The 18,078-nt window shown below is 65.3% G+C and carries 28 protein-coding genes and 1 tRNA gene; 14 read left to right on the top strand and 15 right to left on the bottom strand.

The window, feature by feature from the left end; translation table 11 throughout:
• Nucleotides 1–6: 6 nt before the first annotated feature.
• The gene (locus KBY93_RS07210; RefSeq protein WP_255093607.1) at nucleotides 7–687 is read right to left on the bottom strand and encodes a metallophosphoesterase; all 681 of its coding nucleotides are present in this window, start codon (nucleotides 685–687) and stop codon (nucleotides 7–9) included.
• 147 nt (nucleotides 688–834) lie between these two features.
• Between KBY93_RS07210 and KBY93_RS07205 the strand changes: the two genes are divergently transcribed.
• Together KBY93_RS07205 and KBY93_RS07200 are read left to right on the top strand one after the other, a co-directional pair.
• Nucleotides 835–1,176: a hypothetical protein gene (locus tag KBY93_RS07205; RefSeq protein ID WP_255093606.1), complete on the top strand. Its 342-nt coding sequence runs from the start codon at nucleotides 835–837 to the stop codon at nucleotides 1,174–1,176.
• Between the two features lie 136 nt (nucleotides 1,177–1,312).
• Nucleotides 1,313–1,504 carry a hypothetical protein gene (locus KBY93_RS07200; protein ID WP_255093605.1) on the top strand — a complete coding sequence of 64 codons (192 nt, stop codon included), beginning with the start codon at nucleotides 1,313–1,315 and terminating at the stop codon, nucleotides 1,502–1,504.
• 27 nt (nucleotides 1,505–1,531) lie between these two features.
• On the opposite strand, the gene KBY93_RS07195 is transcribed toward KBY93_RS07200, so the two are convergent.
• Both KBY93_RS07195 and KBY93_RS07190 read right to left on the bottom strand, forming a co-directional pair.
• Nucleotides 1,532–1,870, bottom strand: coding sequence for an MgPME-cyclase complex family protein (locus tag KBY93_RS07195; protein WP_255093604.1), 339 nt, complete (start codon nucleotides 1,868–1,870; stop codon nucleotides 1,532–1,534).
• Nucleotides 1,867–2,616 (bottom strand): pyridoxine 5'-phosphate synthase, encoded by a 750-nt coding sequence (locus KBY93_RS07190; RefSeq protein ID WP_255093603.1) that lies wholly within the window; start codon nucleotides 2,614–2,616, stop codon nucleotides 1,867–1,869. The genes KBY93_RS07195 and KBY93_RS07190 overlap by 4 nt, the downstream gene beginning before the upstream one ends.
• 288 nt (nucleotides 2,617–2,904) lie before the next feature.
• Here KBY93_RS07190 and KBY93_RS07185 point away from each other — a divergent pair, with 288 nt between their 5' ends.
• Genes KBY93_RS07185 through grxD form a run of 4 tightly spaced genes read left to right on the top strand, consistent with a single transcriptional unit; the run spans nucleotide 2,905 to nucleotide 4,766 of the window.
• Nucleotides 2,905–3,534, top strand: a complete 630-nt coding sequence (locus tag KBY93_RS07185) for a lysophospholipid acyltransferase family protein (RefSeq protein WP_315856391.1) — start codon at nucleotides 2,905–2,907, stop codon at nucleotides 3,532–3,534.
• A 17-nt stretch (nucleotides 3,535–3,551) separates the two neighbouring features.
• Nucleotides 3,552–4,100 carry a hypothetical protein gene (locus KBY93_RS07180; RefSeq protein ID WP_255093602.1) on the top strand — a complete coding sequence of 183 codons (549 nt, stop codon included), beginning with the start codon at nucleotides 3,552–3,554 and terminating at the stop codon, nucleotides 4,098–4,100.
• Between the two features lie 55 nt (nucleotides 4,101–4,155).
• Nucleotides 4,156–4,398, top strand: coding sequence for a BolA family protein (locus KBY93_RS07175; RefSeq protein WP_006170541.1), 243 nt, complete (start codon nucleotides 4,156–4,158; stop codon nucleotides 4,396–4,398).
• 44 nt (nucleotides 4,399–4,442) lie between these two features.
• Complete coding sequence (gene grxD, locus KBY93_RS07170) at nucleotides 4,443–4,766, top strand: Grx4 family monothiol glutaredoxin (protein WP_094555582.1); 324 nt, start codon at nucleotides 4,443–4,445, stop codon at nucleotides 4,764–4,766.
• Nucleotides 4,767–4,828: 62 nt separating this feature from the next.
• On the opposite strand, the gene KBY93_RS07165 is transcribed toward grxD, so the two are convergent.
• Entirely contained in the window at nucleotides 4,829–5,095 is a 267-nt protein-coding gene (locus tag KBY93_RS07165) for a DUF6761 family protein (RefSeq protein WP_255093600.1), read from the bottom strand.
• Between the two features lie 174 nt (nucleotides 5,096–5,269).
• Here KBY93_RS07165 and KBY93_RS07160 point away from each other — a divergent pair, with 174 nt between their 5' ends.
• A complete protein-coding gene (locus KBY93_RS07160; RefSeq protein ID WP_255093599.1) occupies nucleotides 5,270–6,007 on the top strand; it encodes a response regulator transcription factor in 738 nt (245 codons plus the stop codon).
• A 14-nt stretch (nucleotides 6,008–6,021) separates the two neighbouring features.
• Here the strand turns inward: KBY93_RS07160 and KBY93_RS07155 are convergent, their stop codons facing one another.
• The 6 genes from KBY93_RS07155 to KBY93_RS07130 form a co-directional block, all read right to left on the bottom strand.
• Nucleotides 6,022–6,591: a hypothetical protein gene (locus tag KBY93_RS07155; RefSeq protein ID WP_255093598.1), complete on the bottom strand. Its 570-nt coding sequence runs from the start codon at nucleotides 6,589–6,591 to the stop codon at nucleotides 6,022–6,024.
• A 5-nt stretch (nucleotides 6,592–6,596) separates the two neighbouring features.
• The gene (locus KBY93_RS07150; protein ID WP_255093596.1) at nucleotides 6,597–6,830 is read right to left on the bottom strand and encodes a hypothetical protein; all 234 of its coding nucleotides are present in this window, start codon (nucleotides 6,828–6,830) and stop codon (nucleotides 6,597–6,599) included.
• A 108-nt stretch (nucleotides 6,831–6,938) separates the two neighbouring features.
• Nucleotides 6,939–8,504 carry a carotenoid isomerase gene (crtH, locus tag KBY93_RS07145; protein ID WP_255093595.1) on the bottom strand — a complete coding sequence of 522 codons (1,566 nt, stop codon included), beginning with the start codon at nucleotides 8,502–8,504 and terminating at the stop codon, nucleotides 6,939–6,941.
• A 28-nt stretch (nucleotides 8,505–8,532) separates the two neighbouring features.
• Complete coding sequence (gene trmFO / locus KBY93_RS07140) at nucleotides 8,533–9,894, bottom strand: FADH(2)-oxidizing methylenetetrahydrofolate--tRNA-(uracil(54)-C(5))-methyltransferase TrmFO (protein ID WP_255093594.1); 1,362 nt, start codon at nucleotides 9,892–9,894, stop codon at nucleotides 8,533–8,535.
• Nucleotides 9,894–10,016, bottom strand: coding sequence for a photosystem II protein Y (locus tag KBY93_RS07135; protein ID WP_094555684.1), 123 nt, complete (start codon nucleotides 10,014–10,016; stop codon nucleotides 9,894–9,896). The genes trmFO and KBY93_RS07135 overlap by 1 nt, the downstream gene beginning before the upstream one ends.
• Nucleotides 10,017–10,103: 87 nt before the next feature.
• Nucleotides 10,104–10,607: a gamma carbonic anhydrase family protein gene (locus KBY93_RS07130; RefSeq protein WP_255093593.1), complete on the bottom strand. Its 504-nt coding sequence runs from the start codon at nucleotides 10,605–10,607 to the stop codon at nucleotides 10,104–10,106.
• A 119-nt stretch (nucleotides 10,608–10,726) separates the two neighbouring features.
• On the opposite strand from KBY93_RS07130, the gene KBY93_RS07125 reads away from it, so the two are divergent.
• Nucleotides 10,727–10,798 (top strand) — tRNA-Lys (locus tag KBY93_RS07125).
• A gap of 100 nt (nucleotides 10,799–10,898) precedes the next feature.
• Here the strand turns inward: KBY93_RS07125 and KBY93_RS07120 are convergent.
• The gene (locus tag KBY93_RS07120) at nucleotides 10,899–11,330 is read right to left on the bottom strand and encodes a hypothetical protein (protein WP_255093592.1); all 432 of its coding nucleotides are present in this window, start codon (nucleotides 11,328–11,330) and stop codon (nucleotides 10,899–10,901) included.
• Between the two features lie 89 nt (nucleotides 11,331–11,419).
• On the opposite strand from KBY93_RS07120, the gene KBY93_RS07115 reads away from it, so the two are divergent.
• A complete protein-coding gene (locus KBY93_RS07115) occupies nucleotides 11,420–11,626 on the top strand; it encodes a DUF899 domain-containing protein (protein ID WP_255093591.1) in 207 nt (68 codons plus the stop codon).
• Between the two features lie 236 nt (nucleotides 11,627–11,862).
• Here the strand turns inward: KBY93_RS07115 and KBY93_RS07110 are convergent, their stop codons facing one another.
• The 4 genes from KBY93_RS07110 to KBY93_RS07095 form a co-directional block, all read right to left on the bottom strand.
• Nucleotides 11,863–12,600, bottom strand: coding sequence for a hypothetical protein (locus KBY93_RS07110; protein WP_255093589.1), 738 nt, complete (start codon nucleotides 12,598–12,600; stop codon nucleotides 11,863–11,865).
• A gap of 215 nt (nucleotides 12,601–12,815) precedes the next feature.
• Nucleotides 12,816–13,289, bottom strand: a complete 474-nt coding sequence (locus KBY93_RS07105; RefSeq protein ID WP_255093588.1) for a hypothetical protein — start codon at nucleotides 13,287–13,289, stop codon at nucleotides 12,816–12,818.
• Nucleotides 13,290–13,427: 138 nt separating this feature from the next.
• Nucleotides 13,428–13,577: a hypothetical protein gene (locus KBY93_RS07100; RefSeq protein WP_255093587.1), complete on the bottom strand. Its 150-nt coding sequence runs from the start codon at nucleotides 13,575–13,577 to the stop codon at nucleotides 13,428–13,430.
• A 225-nt stretch (nucleotides 13,578–13,802) separates the two neighbouring features.
• Entirely contained in the window at nucleotides 13,803–13,964 is a 162-nt protein-coding gene (locus KBY93_RS07095) for a hypothetical protein (RefSeq protein WP_255093586.1), read from the bottom strand.
• A 23-nt stretch (nucleotides 13,965–13,987) separates the two neighbouring features.
• Here KBY93_RS07095 and KBY93_RS07090 point away from each other — a divergent pair, with 23 nt between their 5' ends.
• The 5 genes from KBY93_RS07090 (at nucleotide 13,988) to KBY93_RS07070 (ending at nucleotide 18,075) form a co-directional block, all read left to right on the top strand.
• Nucleotides 13,988–14,866, top strand: a complete 879-nt coding sequence (locus KBY93_RS07090) for a PfkB family carbohydrate kinase (RefSeq protein WP_255093585.1) — start codon at nucleotides 13,988–13,990, stop codon at nucleotides 14,864–14,866.
• 42 nt (nucleotides 14,867–14,908) lie between these two features.
• Nucleotides 14,909–15,451: a hypothetical protein gene (locus KBY93_RS07085; RefSeq protein ID WP_255093584.1), complete on the top strand. Its 543-nt coding sequence runs from the start codon at nucleotides 14,909–14,911 to the stop codon at nucleotides 15,449–15,451.
• Nucleotides 15,452–15,752: 301 nt separating this feature from the next.
• The gene (locus KBY93_RS07080) at nucleotides 15,753–15,944 is read left to right on the top strand and encodes a hypothetical protein (protein WP_255093583.1); all 192 of its coding nucleotides are present in this window, start codon (nucleotides 15,753–15,755) and stop codon (nucleotides 15,942–15,944) included.
• A gap of 6 nt (nucleotides 15,945–15,950) precedes the next feature.
• Nucleotides 15,951–16,343 (top strand): MAPEG family protein, encoded by a 393-nt coding sequence (locus KBY93_RS07075; protein WP_255093582.1) that lies wholly within the window; start codon nucleotides 15,951–15,953, stop codon nucleotides 16,341–16,343.
• Between the two features lie 34 nt (nucleotides 16,344–16,377).
• Nucleotides 16,378–18,075, top strand: a complete 1,698-nt coding sequence (locus KBY93_RS07070) for an NAD-dependent malic enzyme (protein WP_255093649.1) — start codon at nucleotides 16,378–16,380, stop codon at nucleotides 18,073–18,075.
• Nucleotides 18,076–18,078: the final 3 nt, after the last annotated feature.

The following is an 18,078-nucleotide window of genomic DNA, read 5'->3' as shown; positions in this document are numbered from 1 at the left end:
CTGCTCTCAGCAGGAGCCGGCCACCGCTTTGCCAGAACGCCGTCGGCCCAGGACCGGCAGCTGGGACTGGATGCTGCGCAGGCCGGGCACGCTGATCAACTCGGCGGTTTCAGGGCAGTAGGCACTCAGCCTACCGCCGTAGCAGGCACCGGTATCGATCTTGACGATGCCGTTGGCACTGCGCTCGACCCGGGCCACGGGGGTGTGACCGATGATCACATCCCCGAAGCGGCCGTCGTACTGGCTCCAGAAGGGCTGGCGGATGGAAAGGTGGGGCAACCAGGTGCTGGGATCGAAGCCAGCATGGGTGGCGACCCAGCCTTTGCCCCAGTAGGCCAGGGGGAGGCCCTCCAGACGCTCCCGCCAGAGGCGGCATTGACGGCTGCCCAGCTGCCGGTAGGTGTCGGAACCCGCCAGGGCAGGATCGCTGGTGCCGCGCTGCTTGCTGAGAGCCTTGAGCAGGCTCTGCTCGTGGTTGCCCCGAAGCCATACGGCCCGACCCTGTCCGACCAGATCCCAGGCCAGGATCAAGGTGCGCTCGATCTGGGGTCCTCGATTGATCAGATCACCACAGAAGATCACACGGTCGCTGAGCGGCAGTCGGGTGATCAGGTCCTGGAGAGCTGTGGCGCAGCCATGGACGTCACCGATCACCCAGTGACGGGGGGACTGCGGTGTGGACGCCATGCAAAGGATGCGCCGAAGTGGAACTGCGCTGATACCAGTGTGGCCTCTGATCTCCACTTCTGTCAGCCCGATCGCGACCAGCCCTGGCGCAGAGCGCTCACCGACCGCCTCAGACTGGTACGGTCCGACTCATGCGGCTGGGGTCTGATGAATCCTGCTTCTCTTACGGTGTCCCAAAGAGTTCAGGCGCTGGTGAAGGCCCTGAACGGGGCAAAGCGCACCAATGAAGCGCTTGCTCGCTGTAGTGACGGTGAGGCGATGATCGAGGTGCTGGTGGATGCCTCGCGCAAGCTTGGTCTGGGGCTCAGCCGCGATGATCTGCTGGCTACACCACCCATCCGCGACTGGATCTGGTGGAAGAACAAGGAAGCGCTGCTCACCGTCGGTGACAACGTTCCGCGCTACCACCAGGATGGTGGCCAGGGTCGTGCCCCAAAGGCCAGCGAGGGTGAGGCGCAACCCCGACGCCGCTTTCTGGGGCTGTTCTGAGCCAGAGCTCGCTGGCAGGTGGAAAGGGCCGGGCCGGGCCAGGCGGGGAAGCACAAGCGAACTCAAGTGTTTGCCGGGGATCTCTCAAGGAAATCATCGGATTTCAGCCCGGCTCGGGCGGGTGGTAGCTGACACCATGGACCAACAGAGACGTCAGCACCTCAACACCTTGATGACCACGGATCTCCACTGGCAAAAGAATGGAGAGCTGCATCCTGAGGATCTTGCTCGTCTGAGGGAGCGCCTCTTGGCCGATGCCGCCCTCAACCCGTTGCAGGTTCAGCTGCTGGATGGCTGGATGCTCACCAAGCAGAAGCAGGCAGCCTGAGCAGCTGGATCAGGCTGCCTGATCGGTTCAGATCGTCTGCTGAGCCAGGGGGTCCTGGATGGTGGAACTGGGGGCTTGAAAGCTGCCCTTGGCCACGAATTCCAGCCGCAGCTTCAGAAAATCGATGAATTTCGGGTCGGTGGAGACCACGGCTGCTGCTGGGTTAGGCACTGTGGTGGCCAGGGCCGAGAGCTCGGGAGCGTTCAGAAAGGCTGGGCGCTTGAGCAGCCAGAAATCGATCGCCTTGCCCACCTCGCCGTAGTTGCGCACCCGCTCGCGTAGAACCTCCTCAAGGGGTTCCTCCACTGTCAGAAATTGCTCACTGGCGGCGATGAAGTGATACGTGGTGGACGGGGAGGCACTCATGGGCTGCTGCTGCTGAACAGGGGGTCGCGACGGGGATTCTGAATCAGGGCGCGCATCTCCCTCACCGCGCTCTGCAATCCCACCGCAAGGGCTCTGGCCACGATTGTGTGGCCGATGTTCAGCTCCTCCATCCCCTCAATCGCGGCGATCGGCTCCACGTTCTGATATGTGAGGCCATGGCCGGCATTGACCCTCAGCCCGAGGGAGCGGGCCACGAAGCTGCCTTCCTCGAGGCGGGCCAGTTCCCGTGGTTGCTCATCCCAGTGGGCTTCGGCGTAGGCGCCGGTGTGCAGCTCCACCCAGCGGGCGCCGCTGGCACGGCTGGCCTCCAGCTGGGAGACCTCCGGGTCCACGAACAGGCTGACGGGAATGCCTGAGCCCTGCAGTCGGCCCACCAGTCCCTGCAGCGTGCCGAGCTGGCTCACCACGTCGAGCCCTCCTTCGGTGGTGACCTCCTGGCGATGTTCCGGCACCAGGGTCACCATGTCCGGGCGGATCCGCAGGGCGATCGCCTCCATCTCAGAGGTGGCGGCCATCTCCAGGTTGAGGCGGCTGCGCACGGTGGCTCGCAGCAACTCGACGTCGCGCTCCTGGATATGGCGCCGGTCCTCGCGCAGGTGCACGGTGATTCCATCGGCGCCCCCCAGCTCAGCCAGCAGCGCCAAGGTGACCGGATCGGGCTCAAGGGCCCGGCGGGCCTGACGCACGTTGGCGATGTGATCGATATTCACGCCAAGGCTGGCCATGGCTCGCGCAGGGACTCGTTGGCCTTTGATCCTATGGATCAGCTCAGGCCCAACAGGGGGCCTTGGCAGGGTCGGGCTCAACCGCAGAGGCAACTGCCCGTGCCCTGAAACGAAGCACTGCGGCGCCCTCTAGCTTGCATCGATTGGCGAATACGGCTTCAGGTGACGGCCGAGACGACGCAAGTGATCGAGGGACCAGCGAGGACCGAGCCGAAGCCCAGCTCCAACCTGGTGGCCAGGGAGAGCAGCGTCTGTCGTGGCATCAGTCCCGTTCTGTCCCCGCTGGCGATGCTGGCGACCCAGGACCTCGCCCTGCCCGGCTTCTTCAGCTCGATCGAGGTGCTGGGATCGGAGCACCTGCCTCTGCAGGGGCCGGTGTTGCTGGCCCCTACCCACCGGGCCCGCTGGGACGCCCTGCTGCTGCCCCATGCCGCCGGCCGCCGGATCAGTGGCCGCGATTGCCGCTTCATGGTCACCGTCACGGAGATGAAGGGGATACAGGGCTGGTTTCTCGACCGCCTCGGCTGCTTCCCGATCGACCAGGGACGGCCTGGCACCAGTTCACTTCGCTATGCCGTCGACCTGCTGGCCGCCTCGGAGCAGCTGGTGGTGTTTCCGGAGGGCCAGATCCGCCGTCAGGATGGGCCGATCCGGGTGCATCAGGGTCTGGGACGGCTGGCGGTCCTTGCTGCCAGCCAGGGCGTTGATGTGCGAGTGGTTCCGATCGGGATCGGCTACAGCCAGGCCCCCCCGCGCTGCCGGGGCCGGGCTGCCCTGGTCTTTGCCCCCGCCCTGGCCGTGGATGGAGATGGCGGCCGCTCCGAGGTCCGGGCGCTCAACGACCGGCTGGCGGTGGCGATGCAATCAGCTGAGGAAGCGGCCCGCCTCGCTGTGAACCGTCCTATCTCTCCCCCGTAGAGTCCAGCTGCATTTCTGTGTTGTCCCCTGTGCGCCGGCCCCACCTTGCCCTCGGGCTTGCCCTGGCGGCAACCCTGCTGTCTGCTGCCCCGATCCTGCCCCTTCAGGCCCAGGGTGAGCCCCCGAAGGTGCTTGAGGGTTCGGCTGGAACCTTCAACCTCCAGGCCGTCAAGGATCTGCTGAGCCGTGGTGATGCGGCTATTGCCCGCGGTGACCTTGCTGCCGCCCGTAAGGACTATGACCAGGCCAGGGATGCCAGCCTGCGCCTGCTCGGCTTCTACCGGGATCTGAGTGGGTCCTTCCGCGGCCTTGATGCGCGCATTCCCCGGGAGATGGATCAGAAAGGCCGCGAGTCGCTGGAACTGCTGGCCCAGTCCAATCTCCGTCTTGCCGCCCTGCTCCGCCGCCAGAACCAGCCCGAGGTGGCCGTGCCCCTGCTGGTGGAGGTGGTGAAGGTGATGACCCCGACCCGGGAGGAAGGGCGCCGTGCTTACCAGACTCTTGTGGAACTCGGCTTCGCCACCACCCCTTACACCGCCGTCAGCGACGCCCCGGCAACGCCATAAGGCAGCTGGACGTTCCGGCTTCTAGATTCCGTTCTGACCGGATGGAATCTCGGACATGGTGCAATCGGAGCAGGTGAAAGAAGCGATCTGCGCCAGCCTTCCCGATGCCGAGGTGGAGGTCGAGGATCTCACCGGTGGTGGCGACCATCTCCAGGTGAAAGTGGTGTCCTCCGCCTTTGCCGGTCTCTCGAGGATCAAGCAACACCAGTTGGTTTACGCGGCCCTGCGCCGTGAGCTGGCCAGTGAGGCCATTCATGCCCTTGCCTTGCAGACCACAACCCCCGTTGGTGTGGGCTGACTTTTCCGCTCCTTCCCCCTTCATTCGTTCTACCCCTGGCATCCATGGACAGCGCCGTCAAGCAACGCATCGACAGCCTTCTGAGCAGCAGCCCGATCGTGGTGTTCATGAAGGGCTCGAAGCTGATGCCCCAGTGCGGATTTTCCAACAACGTGGTTCAGATCCTCAATTCCCTGGGCATGCCGTTCGAAACTTTTGATGTGCTCTCCGATCCAGAGATTCGTCAGGGCATCAAGGAGTTTTCGGAATGGCCCACCATTCCCCAGGTGTACGTGAACGGCGAGTTCATCGGTGGCTCAGACATCCTGATCGAGATGTACAACTCCGGCGAGCTGCGTGAAACCCTCACTGTGGCCCTGGCCAGCTAGGGATCCAGACGTACGCCGTCTTCGGTTATTCCATCCAGTCGGTGCCCGGCCGTGTTTCCTGATCAGTTGCGGCTGTTCTCGAACAGGGTGCTGACATTGCCGTCGGGCCCGATGAAGCTGGAGGGATCCATGATCCAACGCTCGATCAGGTCTTCAAGGCGGCGTTGATCCAGAGGTTGCAGCACGGAACCGCGGCGTAGGGCATGAAGGTAGCCATCGGCATAGAGCCTGAGTTCCGAGGGGCTGTGGTAGCGGCTGGCCAGATCCTGGCAGGCGTCACAGATTGACTGGAAGTGACGGATGGCGTCAGGATTCTGCAGCGCGGTCATGGGGCACAGGCTGTCTGGGCGGGCGTGGCATCGATGGATACCGACTGCTCCCGGCGTGTATCAGGTAGCCTAGAGACTCACCCGTGGCCGCGTGTGGAGCTCACACCCAAGCCGGATTCCATTGATCCAACCCCCGTCAAGCTGACGCTTGAGCCACGTACCGGCGGGGCCTCCATGTTGAAGCGGGTTCTGGTCGTCGACCCCCATCCGACCCTGAGAACGGTCCTGGCCCAGCGCCTCCGTCAGGATGGATACCTGGCAGCAGCCGTGGCCACGGCTGCTGAAGCCCTCCAGCTCTGCGACGACCAGACTCCTGATCTGCTGGTGAGCGCCGAACTGCTCGAGGAGAGCACTGCCCTGCGCCTGGCGGCCCATCTACGTTCCCCGGTGATGGTGCTCACGGCCCGCACCGGCGCTGATTCGTTGGTGGCGCTGCTCGATGCTGGCGCCGACGACGTCCTGCGCAAGCCCTTCGGTCTGGAGGAACTGGCGGCCCGCTGTCGCAGCCTGCTTCGTCGCAGCGGCACCGGCCTGCAGGAGCGGGTCTGCGTTGGTCCGCTGGAGGTGCACCTGCTGCTGCGCCAGGTGACCCTGCGCGATCAGCCAGTGGAGCTCAGCCCCCGTGAATTCGCCCTGCTCTGTGCCTTGCTGATGCCACCGGGGATGGTCCGCAGTCGCCAGGAGCTGCTGCGCATGGCCTGGCCTCCGTTCAGTGGGGGTCCCCGCTCGGTCGACACCCAGGTGCTCACCCTGCGCCGCAAGCTTGAACTGGCTGGCCTTGGCGAGGGCGGTGGCATCGAAACGGTGCGCCAGCAGGGATACCGCTTCAGCCTGGAAACTCTTCCTGAAGCGCCTGAGCCTTCACTCAGCCCGGCTGGCGGTGTCCGTCCCCAGAGCGCGAGCGCCAGCTGAAGAACCGGTTCTGCTCAGCTCAACCCTGGGACACTGGCTGTGGGCAAGGCCGCGAGCACGACCAGCTCCCCCAGAAGCATGGCCAGGGTGAGAGCCGCCAGGACCCAGTAGGTCCATGGCGGGGAGAGACGGCCCACTGCTGATAGATCCAGGCCGGTGGTGCGTTGCACCTGCAGCAGGAAGGAAGGGAAGCGGTCCACCCGCTGCGGCAACAGCAGTCTGCGGCCATCCTGAGCACGAAGGTAGTAGACACGCCCGCCCTGGCTCGTGCCCAGGCTGGTGAGACCCTCCACCTGATTCCAGGGAAGCTGCCAGCCCCGTCGCAGCAGCCAGGCGCACCAGCGCGGATGGCCCACCGTGAGGCCTTCCTGATCGAGCCTGACCCGCTCACTCAGCAAGGCGGACACCAGCACAAATCCGACCGGCAGGGCAGCGATCAGCCACGGACGCAGCGTTGGAGTGGCCAGCAGCGGCAGGGGCAGAACCAGGGCGAGATAAAGCCCCAGCAGGGTGAAGCGAATCAATGGTGCCACCGGGTAGGTCTGGGATTGATCCGGTGCCGCTCCCGGCGGATTGGAGGCCATGGGGCTCAGCTCACCCCGAATAGTTCGGCTTCGCGGCCACGCCAGAAGCTGCCCAGTCGCATCAGGTCGTTGTGGGCATCCTGCACCCGGCGTAGGTACTCATCGGCCCCAAGCGAATCCTTCTCTTCCTTGAGACGGCTCATACGCAATTGCAGCATCAGCCAGGGCTTGCTGAGGGCGTCGTTCTGCTCCAGGTAGCGGGCAAGATCCTCGTGGTTCGGGGTGGGGACGGGACCCATGGGGGCATGACCATCAATGGCGATCACCCTATGGAGCGTGAGCGATAGGCGCGAGCGTGCCGGGGTCGGGTTTCCGGCTCGGTGCCTTGGCGGGGCCTTCGTGGTGGCTCAGGCGGGCAGGGCCCAGGGGTTGAGGCCCAGGTCGGCACCCACCCGATGGGCGCAGGCGAAGCCGCTGAAGGCCACCGCGTTCAGCCCCTGACCCGGGAAGCAGGAATCACCCACGAGGTACAGCCCGGGGATGCCGCTGCGGTTGAAGGGCATCGGCAGCAACCCCGGCAGGCGCATGGCCGGCACCGGGCCATAGCTGCCCTGGTGACGGCCGAGGAAGCGCCGATGACTGCGGGGGGTGCCCACCTCCCTATGGACGATCGCTCCACTCAGGCCGGGCAGAATCTGCTCCAGCCGGTGGACCAGGCGATCGGCTGCGGCTTGCTTTGTCGTGCGGTAGTCGCTGGGGGAGAGCCCCTGCCAGGCCTCCAGGTTCGATGGGGTGAAGGCATGGACGATGTGCCTGCCCTCCGGCGCCAGGTCCGGATCGAGCAGGGTGGGAATCGAGACGAAAACCGTGCCCTGCTCCGCCTCCATGGCGCTCCACTCCTCCAGCAGCAGGTGGTGGCAGTGGCTGCCGGCAGGAATGGCCTCAGCCTTCACTCCCAGATGCAGTGAAAGGAACGAGGGCGAGGGCTTGTAGCGCCGCCGCCAGGTGTGCTCGGCAGCCGGCACCTGGGCCTCCGCCACCAGCCCGCCGAAGGTGTCCCAACGTGTGGCGTTGGAGATCACCCGGCTGGCACGGATCGTGTCACCGCCCGCCAGCTCGACTCCCACAGCCTTGCCGCCCTCGATCAGCACCTGGGTCACCCGGGAGCGGTAGCGAATCGCGCCGCCGTGTCGCTCCAGGCCCCGAACCAGGTGGCGCGCGATTGAGCCCACACCACCGCGGGGGTAGTTGATCCCGCCGGCATGACGGTCGGAGAAGACCATGCCGGCGTTGATCATCGGCGTCAGGTCCGCCGGCATCACCGACCAGCAGAAGCACTCCATGTCGATGAACTTCAGCAGCGCCGGATCCTTGATGTGCCGGCGCGCCACATCGCCCACATTCACCGGCAGCCAGCGGGCCAGGCCAAGGCAGGCCAGCGGTGCGCGCACAAACACCTTCGCCAGGTAGGCCGGATCCTCGAGCGAGAGCAAGGGCATCGCGTCGAGACAGCGAAAGACGCTCCAGCAGGTGTCGTAGAAGCGGCGTATGCCGGTGGCCTCATGGGGGAAAAGAGCCGAAAGCCGGTCGATGAAGGTGTCGTAGTCGCGATCGACCGCAACGTTCAGCCCGCCGGGAAGGTGGTACTCGAGCTGGGCTGGGTCGGGGATGGTCTCCTGGCGTTCGCCCACATCGGCCAGGGCGCGGGTCAGCAGGTTGGTGTGCCCCTTCTCGCCGAAGCCGAAGATCATTGAGGCGCCCACGTCGAAGGTGTACCCCTTACGCTTGAAGCTGCCGCCCGAACCGCCCGGGATCAGGTAGCGCTCCAGCACCAGCACCCGCGCCCCCTTGGCGGCGAGCTGGGTGGCCGTCACAAGGCCGCCGATGCCGGAGCCGATCACCACGGCGTCCCAGTCGTGGGATTTCGCCGGGCTGGTGGCTGCCGCACTGGCTGGGCTGGAGATGACGCTCACGGGGGTGGGCCTGCTGGCTGGCTTGACCCTAGGCAAAGGTCAGGGCAGCACTGCGGGCTGCTGGCCTGAACGGTGCCAGATCAGCCAGGGCACGGTCGCGGTAGGCGCCGTAGCGGGCCCGCTTCTCCCGGACCCGCACGCTCAGCTCGGGCATAAGGCCGAAGTTGGGGGGCATCGGCTGGAACTTCGCGCTGGGGGCTTCGGCGATGAAGTGGGTGAGGGCGCCGATCATGGTGGTGGGCGGCAGGACGATCGGGCTCTGGCCATGGGCGAGGCGGGCGGCGTTGGTGCCCGCCAGCCAGCCCCCGGCCACGGCGGCGGCATAGCCCTCGGTGCCGGTGATCTGGCCCGCCGCCAGCAGGCTGGGCCGCTGCCGGAACTGCAGGGTGGGATCCAGCAGCTGTGGCGACTGCAGGAAGGTGTTGCGGTGCATCACACCGAAGCGCACGAACTCGGCGCTCTCCAGACCTGGAATCAGACGCAGCACCCGTTTCTGCTCACTCCATTTCAGGTTGGTCTGGAAGCCCACCAGGTTCCAGAGACGGCCGCCTTTGTCTTCCTGGCGCAGCTGCACTACGGCATGGGCCCTCCTGGCGCGGCGCACGTCGCGGTCCTGGAGGTCGCCCCAGCGCGGATCCCAGAGGCCGATGGGCTTGAGCGGGCCATAGCGCATGGTGTCGTCTCCGCGACGTGCCAGCTCCTCAATCGGCAGGCAGCCTTCGAAGAAGCTGGCACTCTCCTGCTCGAAATCCTTGAGCTCGGCCTGCTCCGCCGCCAGCAGGGCCTCCCGGAACAACTCGTACTGCTCCCGGTTCATGGGGCAGTTGATGTAGTCGGCGTCGCCCTTGTCGTAGCGGCTGGCGCGGAAGGCCACCTCCAGGTCGATGCTCTCGCCCGCCACGATCGGACTGGCTGCATCAAAGAAATGGCAGTCGTCGCGGCCGGTGAAGCGGCGTAGGTCCTCGGCCAGGGCGTCACTGGTGAGGGGTCCCGTGGCCAGCACGGTGATCTCTCGTGGCTCAGGCAGACGCAGCAGCTCCGCCCGCTCCACCTGGATCAGAGGGTGGGTTTCAAGGGTGCGGGTGAGTGTGGCGCTGAACTGGCCACGATCCACCGCCAGCGCACCTCCGGCCGGAACCGCGTGGCCGTCGGCTGTGCTGATCACCAGTGAACCCAGCTGGCGCAGCTCTTCCTGCAGCAGACCGGCAGCCCGATCACTGGAGAGGGCACCGAAGCTGTTGCTGCAGACCAGTTCGGCGAATTCAGCGCTGTGGTGAGCGGGAGAGCGCCGCACGGGCCGCATTTCCACCAGCCGCACCGGCAGACCTGCCTGGGCTATCTGCCAGGCCGCTTCAGTGCCGGCCAGGCCGGCACCTATCACCAGGACCATCAGGCGCGGGAACGTTTGAGCATCAGTTGCAATTGACCGACGGCCGCTCGGCCGATGTTGAACACAGCCCAGGCAACGGCGAGCAGGATGGGAGCAGTAACCAGCAGCAGCCGAGCGTCCATCGAGGAAGAATCATCGTTAGCCAATCTTACGGACACCACACGCCTGCCCATAAGGGCTCCCGAGCCGGTTGATCCAAATCGCAGCATTCAGCCAGCGCGGCCGGCATGGGCGGCGGCCAGCTGGCTGTAGCGCAAGGCGTGCTTGAGCTGCTCGGCGGCCTCTTGCTCGCTGAGCGTGCGCTTCGCCTTGGCCGGGATGCCCGCCACCAGAGTGCGGGCCGGCACGTCCCGGGTCACCACCGCCCCTGCGGCCACAAGGGAACCCTCCCCAACCCGCACCCCATTGAGAACGATGGCGCCGATGCCGATCAGGCAGCCATCCTCGAGGGTGGCGCCATGCACCACAGCTCGGTGGCCGATGGTCACCCCCGCGCCGATCAGCACCGGCTGGCCTGGATCCCCGTGCAGCACGGCCCCATCCTGGACGTTGCTGTTGGCCCCGATCTGGATGCTGCAGAGGTCGCCCCGGGCCACGGCCAGCGGCCAGATGCTCGCTCCGGCGCTGATGGCCACATCCCCGATCACCACCGCCGAGGGGGCCACCCAGGCTTCGGGGTGAACGCTGGGCTCGGGCCAGGGGGAGGAGGACATGGCAACGCGCGGGCAACCGGGGGATCAGCACCCCCTGATGACTCGACCATGCTCTCTTGGAGGAGGTGCCCCCTGGGTGATACGTTCCAGGGGTGCCCGCGAGGGCAGCCCACCAGGGCGGGTCGCTAGCTCAGCGGTAGAGCACTCGGCTTTTAACCGATTGGTCCTGAGTTCGAATCTCAGGCGACCCATACCCTCACCGATCCAGCTGGCTGAAGCCACACCCCTGCCGGCTGAGGCAGGCATGATTGAGCTGATCCAGCGGCGGATCGGCAGGCTCGGAAGAGCTGATCATGGATTGATGTTTTCCAGCGCATCCAGTCCCTTTCGCAACAGCTTTTCAGACTGCTCGCGCAGCCGTTGCTGGTCTGTTTTTCTGACGCAGTCCTTGGCCAGGTAGTTGATGCTGCGCGTGGCCGGATGATAGCCAACTGAGCACAATTTGCAGAGCTCGCGCCCTGGCTTGCCGGCTTCACGCCGGAGCACTTCTCCCTCCAGGCATCGATAGCCACTTGACCCATCACGCCGGCACAGGGCGAGGTTGCGGAAGACCACATCCTTGCCCTGAGCTTTCATACGGCTGTTGGCAAAGCTTGTGAACGAGACAGGGTCGTAGCTGAAGGGTGCAGCAATGGCCAGGTCAGCCAGCAGCAGTTTGGCCAGTCCCAGCGTCGAAGCTGCGGTCCAGCGGAACCATCTTCGCAACCCAGGTGAGTTTCCCATGACTGAATGGCGTCTGAAACTCAACGGTACAGTCGGAAACTGCATTGATTTCATGCTGCATGGCTGAACCCTTGGCTCACTCGGCCTCCATGGATGACAGCGTCCCTCAGGCGCCCAACTGCAGCAACGAGGACTGGCGACGGATCCGTGATGCCCTGCGCTATCTGGGTCGGGATCTACACCGGCGCTCCTACGCTGTCGAGGCTCAGAGGCGGAAGTTGCTCTGGGCCGAGATGGACGCCTGTCTGCTGCTGGCGGAGCGGATTGACGCCACGCTGTCCGAGGCAGAACCCTGACTGAGTTGAAGGGGGAATCTCTATGGAAGGCCGTTGTTTCTTGGAGCGAATGCCAGTTTGACGCTGAAGATGATGCGCCGTGATCGACTGGTTGTAATGACGCAATAGGCCAATCTGATGCTGGTTGCCGCCGTTGTCAACACCCGAAAACAGCTGGAACAGCCTGATCTGTTCCAGCTGTTGCCCGATGATCACACCGGGCTGAGTCTCCTTGGAGCTACCCCACGATGTGGAGTTCAGACGGAGCCGAAGGCCACCTGACAGGCTGCATTGAGCAGCTCTGCTTCGGCAGCATTGCTCGGTTCGCGGCCATCCAGAAGGCCCTGGTTGCAATCGGCCGAGAGCTGGTAAGTGCTGCCATCGGCAGTGACGGCGAAGCTGACTCCCTGGGAGCCGGAGGGCTGAACCGAGCCGTAGAGCAGCTGGTAGTCGGTGTTGGGAACAACTATGTAGGTGGCGTTGCTGCTGACGGCATTGTCGACAGCATTGTTGATTACGGCTGCAGTAGCCAGAGAGGCCACACCCCATGTTGCGGCTCTTGCCCCCCACCATCCCCAGGAGGGAGAGGACCAGCCGCCATACCAGCCGGCATTCCAAGGCCGGGCCACGCCCCAGCCCGGGCGAGCCCAGCCGGGGTTGACATTCACATTGCCGATGTTGACGCGCCGATTCGTATTCCAATTCACGTTTCGGTTGATATTTCTATTCACGTCCCGATTGATATTCCTATTTACATCCCGGTTGATGTTCCGGTTCACGTCCCGATTCACGTCCCGGTTGATGGACCTGTTGCCGTCAAAATTTCCGCTTCTATTGAAGTCACGGTTGCCGCTGCGATTGAGATCGCGGCTGATGTTGTTCGATCCCGAGGGCCGTTGGATTGATGGCCGCGCCGAGGGTGAAGACACCCTGTTGCTCCAGCCGCCATTGGGTCGGCTGTTGCCGCGGTTCAGGCTCGCGCCTCCGCCGCTCATGCCTGTGCGAACACGGTTGCTTCCACCACCGCCACCTCGGCTCCCACCGCCACCACGGCTGCCGCCACCACGACTTCCACCGCCTCCTCCCCTGGCCAGCAGCTCAGTAGTGATGGGGTTCTGGCTGTCTCCAGGCCATCTGTCCAGTGCCAGTGCTGAGCCTGCCGGGAAGGCGAGCACGCCGGAGAGTAAGAGGCTTAATCCAGGGATTCCTTTCATTTGCGCACCACGTCGCAGCCTTCGTCGTAGCAGCTGGCATCGACACGGCCGTCGCTGCCGAAGTGGACCATCACGTGGTCACGGCCCTTCATGGCAGGTGTCTGGTTCTGAAGGACGCTGTTGAGATAGTTGGGGTTGACGACACACAGATCCGTGCCGTTGAAGCAAACCGTGTTGGTGGAGAAACGGGCTTCGGCTCGCTTCAGAGATGTCCAGGCTTTCGATTCCTTGGACCAGAGGTCCATGCGAACGGGTTGATCTCTTACCCGGACAGTCATTACGTCACCGCCGATCTTGTGGCGGTACAGGGTTGATTGGCCCTCATTGACCGCTTCGACGATGCAGGCTTTGGCGGGCTCGCTATTGAGGCTGCACTGGGTTGTGAGGGTGTACATAACCTCGCTTTTGCCCTCACCGGCGTTCAGAACGACCAAGGAGGTTGCTGCCGCTATGGCAAGGCCGCCGTGCAACAGATGGTGACGTAATGACATGAAGCGTGATTGCCGTCGTGGTGACATCAGGGTCGAAGGACGCGAAGAGCTGCAATCAACCTTCTTTCAACGTACCAGCATGTTTCCCATCAGGCCGCGGCGGGATCGCTGATGCCTTCACGCACTGAAGTCATCGGTAACTGATGCCATCGGCCAGTCCCCGGCGGCCTGGTCCGCCATCAGCGTCTGCATGAGCTGATCCAGATCGCGGATATCGATCGGCGAGATCAGCAATCCACCAGAGCAGCAGCTCGAACCGTTGCTCACAGCGCTTGAGGCAACTTTTGCGGGACGCGCAGACCCCCTACGATTCAGAAATGCCTGAATCCCAGTCCCTTCCCGAGATCACCGATTGGCCTGAAGAACCCAGCCAACGGGGCAACATTCCCAGCCGCCGCCGCGAGGAGCCCGGCGCCTCTGCTCAACGCAAGCGATACCTCGCCTCCCTGGATGCGGCTGATCCAGCGAGCTGAGGACTTAAGGCCGGTTTCTTCAGCCTGGCGGAGGCGGTGCACTGAAGAATCCAAGCGAATTCAGCCATAGGCCCAGCAGCAGCAGCGGCAGCAACACCGCACCGGCGATCTGGAGTTTCACGGTGGTGGCGGACCGTTCCTTGGGTGCCATGGCAGCGGCGAAGCCGAGGTGAGCCGTCATCCTGGAGCACCCGCTCAGCCTGGATGTCTGCTGCTGCCCCAGCTGAGCTGCCAGGTCCGCCTCCCTTGCCCCCGCTGCGCCTGGCAGTGGTGGGTCACGTGGAGTGGGTCAGCTTCGTGATGGTGGAGCGGCTGCCTTCAGCCGGTCAGATCCAGCACGTGCTCGAAACCCTGGAGCAACCCGCCGGTGGCGGCGCTGTGGTGGCCGCCCAGTTCAGCCGGCTCACGAATCAACCGGTGGCCTTCTACACCTCCCTGGGCCGAGATTCCCTCGGAGAGCGGGCGGCCGCCGAGCTGAGGGCCATGGGGCTTGAACTGCATGTGGCCTGGCGGGAGAGCCCCACCCGTAGGGCGATCACCTTCGTGGAGGCGAGCGGGGAGCGCACCATCACGGTGATTGGCGAACGGCTCGCTCCTGCCGCCAGCGATCCTTTGCCCTGGGCCGAGCTGGCTGGCTGCGACGGGGTGTTCGTGACCGCCGCCGATGAAGCCGCCCTGCGGCTGGCCCGTCGGGCGCGGGTGTTGGCGGCTACACCCCGGGTCCGTTTGCCGGTTCTGCAGGCGGCCGCCGTGGAGCTCGACGCACTCATAGGTAGTGCCCGCGACCCCGGAGAGAAATACCGGGATGGGGATCTCTTTCCCGCACCTCGCATTTATGTGGCCACGGAGGCCGAGCAGGGGGGATTCACTGTCCCTGGAGGTCGCTTCAGAGCGATCGAGCGACGCCACCCCCCGGTGGATGCTTACGGGGCTGGCGACAGCTTTGCTGCCGGCTTCACAGCGGGCCTGGCGGCCGGCTGGGAACGCCCAGACGCGCTGGCGCTGGCCTGCCGCTGCGGCGCCGCTGCCCTCGATGTCCGCGGCGCCTATGCCTCCCAGTGGGGTGCGCCCCAGCCCCTCTGAGCCAGGCTGGGTTCTGCTCCAGTCCCCGCACAACGCTTTCAGATGGACCCGACACTCCCTGCCACTCCCGACGGGGCGGACCTGCTCCGGATGGAGGCAATCAGCCGCAAGCAAGGAGGTGCTGTTGAGGCTGCCCAGCTGATCGGCAGCTGGCGTCTGCAGCGCACCTGGCCGCGGGGATCAGAGCGGCCGGCTGATCTGGTCAGTGGACTCCTGCGGGCCCTGGGCGCAAGGCTGGTGATCGAAGCCCCTGGGGGGGAGGGCCAGGAGATGGTGATCCGCAACAGCGTGCAGCTGGGGGAACTTGGGCTCACATTTGCGGGCCAGGCCAGGCTCGAGGGCAAGCGGCCCCTGCTGCTGTTTCGTTTTGAGCGTCTGTGTCTGGCGCTGGGCGCCTGGCGGCCCCTCGATCGCCCACTCCCCCAGCCGCTTCCGTTTGGCCAGCAGCGGGCCGGGGAGCTGCCCTTCTTCGCCCTGATCGGTGGCGGGGCCAGCCATGGCTGGCTGGCGGCCAGGGGCCGTGGCGGGGGTCTGGCGCTCTGGACCCTCGATCCCGCTGATGACAGAGCCCATGGGGCTGCCTAAATTCAATTCAGAGCCCGGTCCTCCCGACCCTGAAACCCTTCCTGCAGGTTCTGTTCCTCACCTGGGTGCTGTTCCGTTGCCTCGACTGGTATGGCCGTTGGCATGCCTTTCGGGCCAGGAACCGACTCGCCAGTGAGTTCGCCCAGGAGCTGCGGCGTCGCGGGCTGATCAGCTCCCTGCGCTGAGGCAACTTTCTTGATCTCGGGTTGATGTCGGGCAGGTCAACATTGGCGAAGCTCTGTCACATCTGCCTGCTGCCTGAGGCGTGACCCGCCGGCCGCGGCCACGCTGGAGACAGCCGATGGAGCCCATCATGCATACCCATGATCTCGAAAACCACGACAACCTCTATGCCCAGGAGGTGCCGATTCATGGCCGTGAACCGGTGATGGAGGCCCATGACCATGCCTTCTGGGCGATTGCAGCCCTGATGGCAGCCATGGGCATTCTGGGTGGGGTCGCTGCCATGGGTCATGGTGGGCCATTGGGCTGACTTCCCATGACGATCGCCCCCCTTCCCGGGCTCATCACCCTGCTGGCTGTGATCACCTTTCAGGCCACCGCCATGCAGGTGGGTCGGGCGCGCATACGCCATGGGGTGAAGCCACCGCTGATGAGCGGTCCACCGGCCTTTGAGCGGGCCATGCGGGTGCAGCAGAACACCCTGGAGCAGATCGTGGTGTTCCTGCCAGCCTTCTGGCTGGCAGTGCTGCTCTCAAACGCCACTGCGGCCTCGGTGCTGGGGGCTGTCTGGGTGCTGGGTCGGGTGCTTTATGCGGTCGGCTATCTGCGGGCTCCGGAGCAGCGGGGATTGGGATTCGCCATCAGCTTCATCGCTACGACAGTGCTGCTGGTGATGGCCCTGGTGGGCAGCGTGATGCGCCTGCTCTGAGCCCCTGGCCTACGCTCCGCTGCCAGGTTGCTGAATCCTCCTGGCCCGCCCAACGTTTCCCCAGAGCACCCGCCTGCGGGGCCGCGATCTTCTCGCCGATCCCTGTCTCAACAAGGGCACGGCCTTCAGCCGCCAGGAACGCCAGACGTTCGGGCTTGATGGCCTTCTGCCCCACGCCGTGGAGAGCCTGGATACCCAGGTGGAGCGCCACTGGCAGGCATTCCTCACTCTGGGGAGCGACCTGGAGAAGTTCCGCTTCGCTGTGGCCCTGCGCCAGGCAAATCTCACCCTGTTCCATCGCTTCCTGGCCGATCACATCGAGGCGGTGATGCCGATCGTTTACACCCCCACCGTGGGAGCGGCGATCCAGCGTTTCAGCCTCGACTACCGCACCCCCTCCGGCGGGGTGTTCCTGGCGGCACCGGATCTGGAGCGGATCGATTCGGTGCTGAGCCAGGCGGCGCCCGGGCCGGTGGATCTGATCCTGATCACCGATTCGCAGGGAATCCTCGGCATCGGCGATCAGGGCATCGGCGGAATCGAGATCTGTCTTGGCAAGCTGGCGGTCTACACGCTCTGCGCCGGGCTTGATCCCTCTCGGGTGCTGCCCTTGGTGCTTGATGTGGGCACCGACCGCCCGCAGCTGTTGGACGACCCTCTATACCCCGGTTGGCGCCACCCGCGCCTCGATGGCCCCGACTACGACCGCTTCCTGGCCCGCACCGTGGAGGCCCTGCAGCGCCAGTTCCCGGGAGCGCTGCTGCACTGGGAAGACTTCGGCACCGGCCATGCCCACCAGTTGCTGGCGGAGTACCGCGAGCGGGTGCCCAGCTTCAACGACGACATCCAGGGCACCCGCGGAGTGGCTTGCGCGGTGGTGCAGGCGGCCTCCCACGGCGCCGGCCTGCCTCTGGAAGACCACCGCATCGTGGTGTTCGGAGCGGGCACAGCGGGTTGCGGCATCGCCGAGGGTCTGGTGCGCCTGCTCACCAGGGCAGGCTTGAGTGAGCCAGAGGCGCGCCGCCGTATCTGGGCGATCGATCGGGAGGGGCTGGTGCTGGCCGATCAACCCGATCTTTCCCCCATGGCCCGGGCCCTTGCCAGAGATCCTTCTGAGCGCTCGGCGTTCGAGCACGACGTGCAGGGCCGGATCGGCCTGCTGGAGGTGGTGCGGACGGTGCGCCCCACCGTGTTGATCGGCACCTCAACCGTGGCGGGGGCTTTCAGCCGCGAGGTGGTGGAAACGATGGCTGCGGCGGTGGAGCGGCCGATCATCCTGCCCCTCTCCAATCCAACAAGTCTGGCGGAGGCCACTCCGGCCGATCTCTATGCATGGACCGGCGGAAAGGCCCTGGTGGCCAGCGGTAGCCCATTCGAGCCGGTGAGCTGGCAGGGCAGCCTTCGCCGCATCGGGCAGTGCAACAACTGCTTCTTGTTCCCCGGCCTGGGTTTCGCCAGCGTGGCTGTGGGTGCCATCCAGGTGAGCGAGGGAATGATCGATGCGGGGCTCGATGCCCTCGCCGATCGAATTCCGGCTTACCGGGATTCGGATGCTCCCTTGATGCCTGAGCTCACCCAGGTGCAGTCGGTGTCGCGGGCGGTGGCGGAAGCGGTGGCGCTGGCGGCGGTGCACGAAGGCCTCGCCAGCCGAGCCGCAAGCGCCGAGGAGGCGATCGAGCGGCTCGATCAGGCCACCTGGACGGCGGTCTACAAGGAGCTGGAAGCGATCTGATGG

Origin of the sequence: Synechococcus sp. J7-Johnson (assembly GCF_024345795.1) — a bacterium.
Classification (GTDB): Bacteria; Cyanobacteriota; Cyanobacteriia; order PCC-6307; family Cyanobiaceae; genus Regnicoccus_A.
The sequence above is the reverse complement of the archived record's forward strand: the minus strand, read 5'-3'. Positions and strand labels throughout refer to the sequence as shown.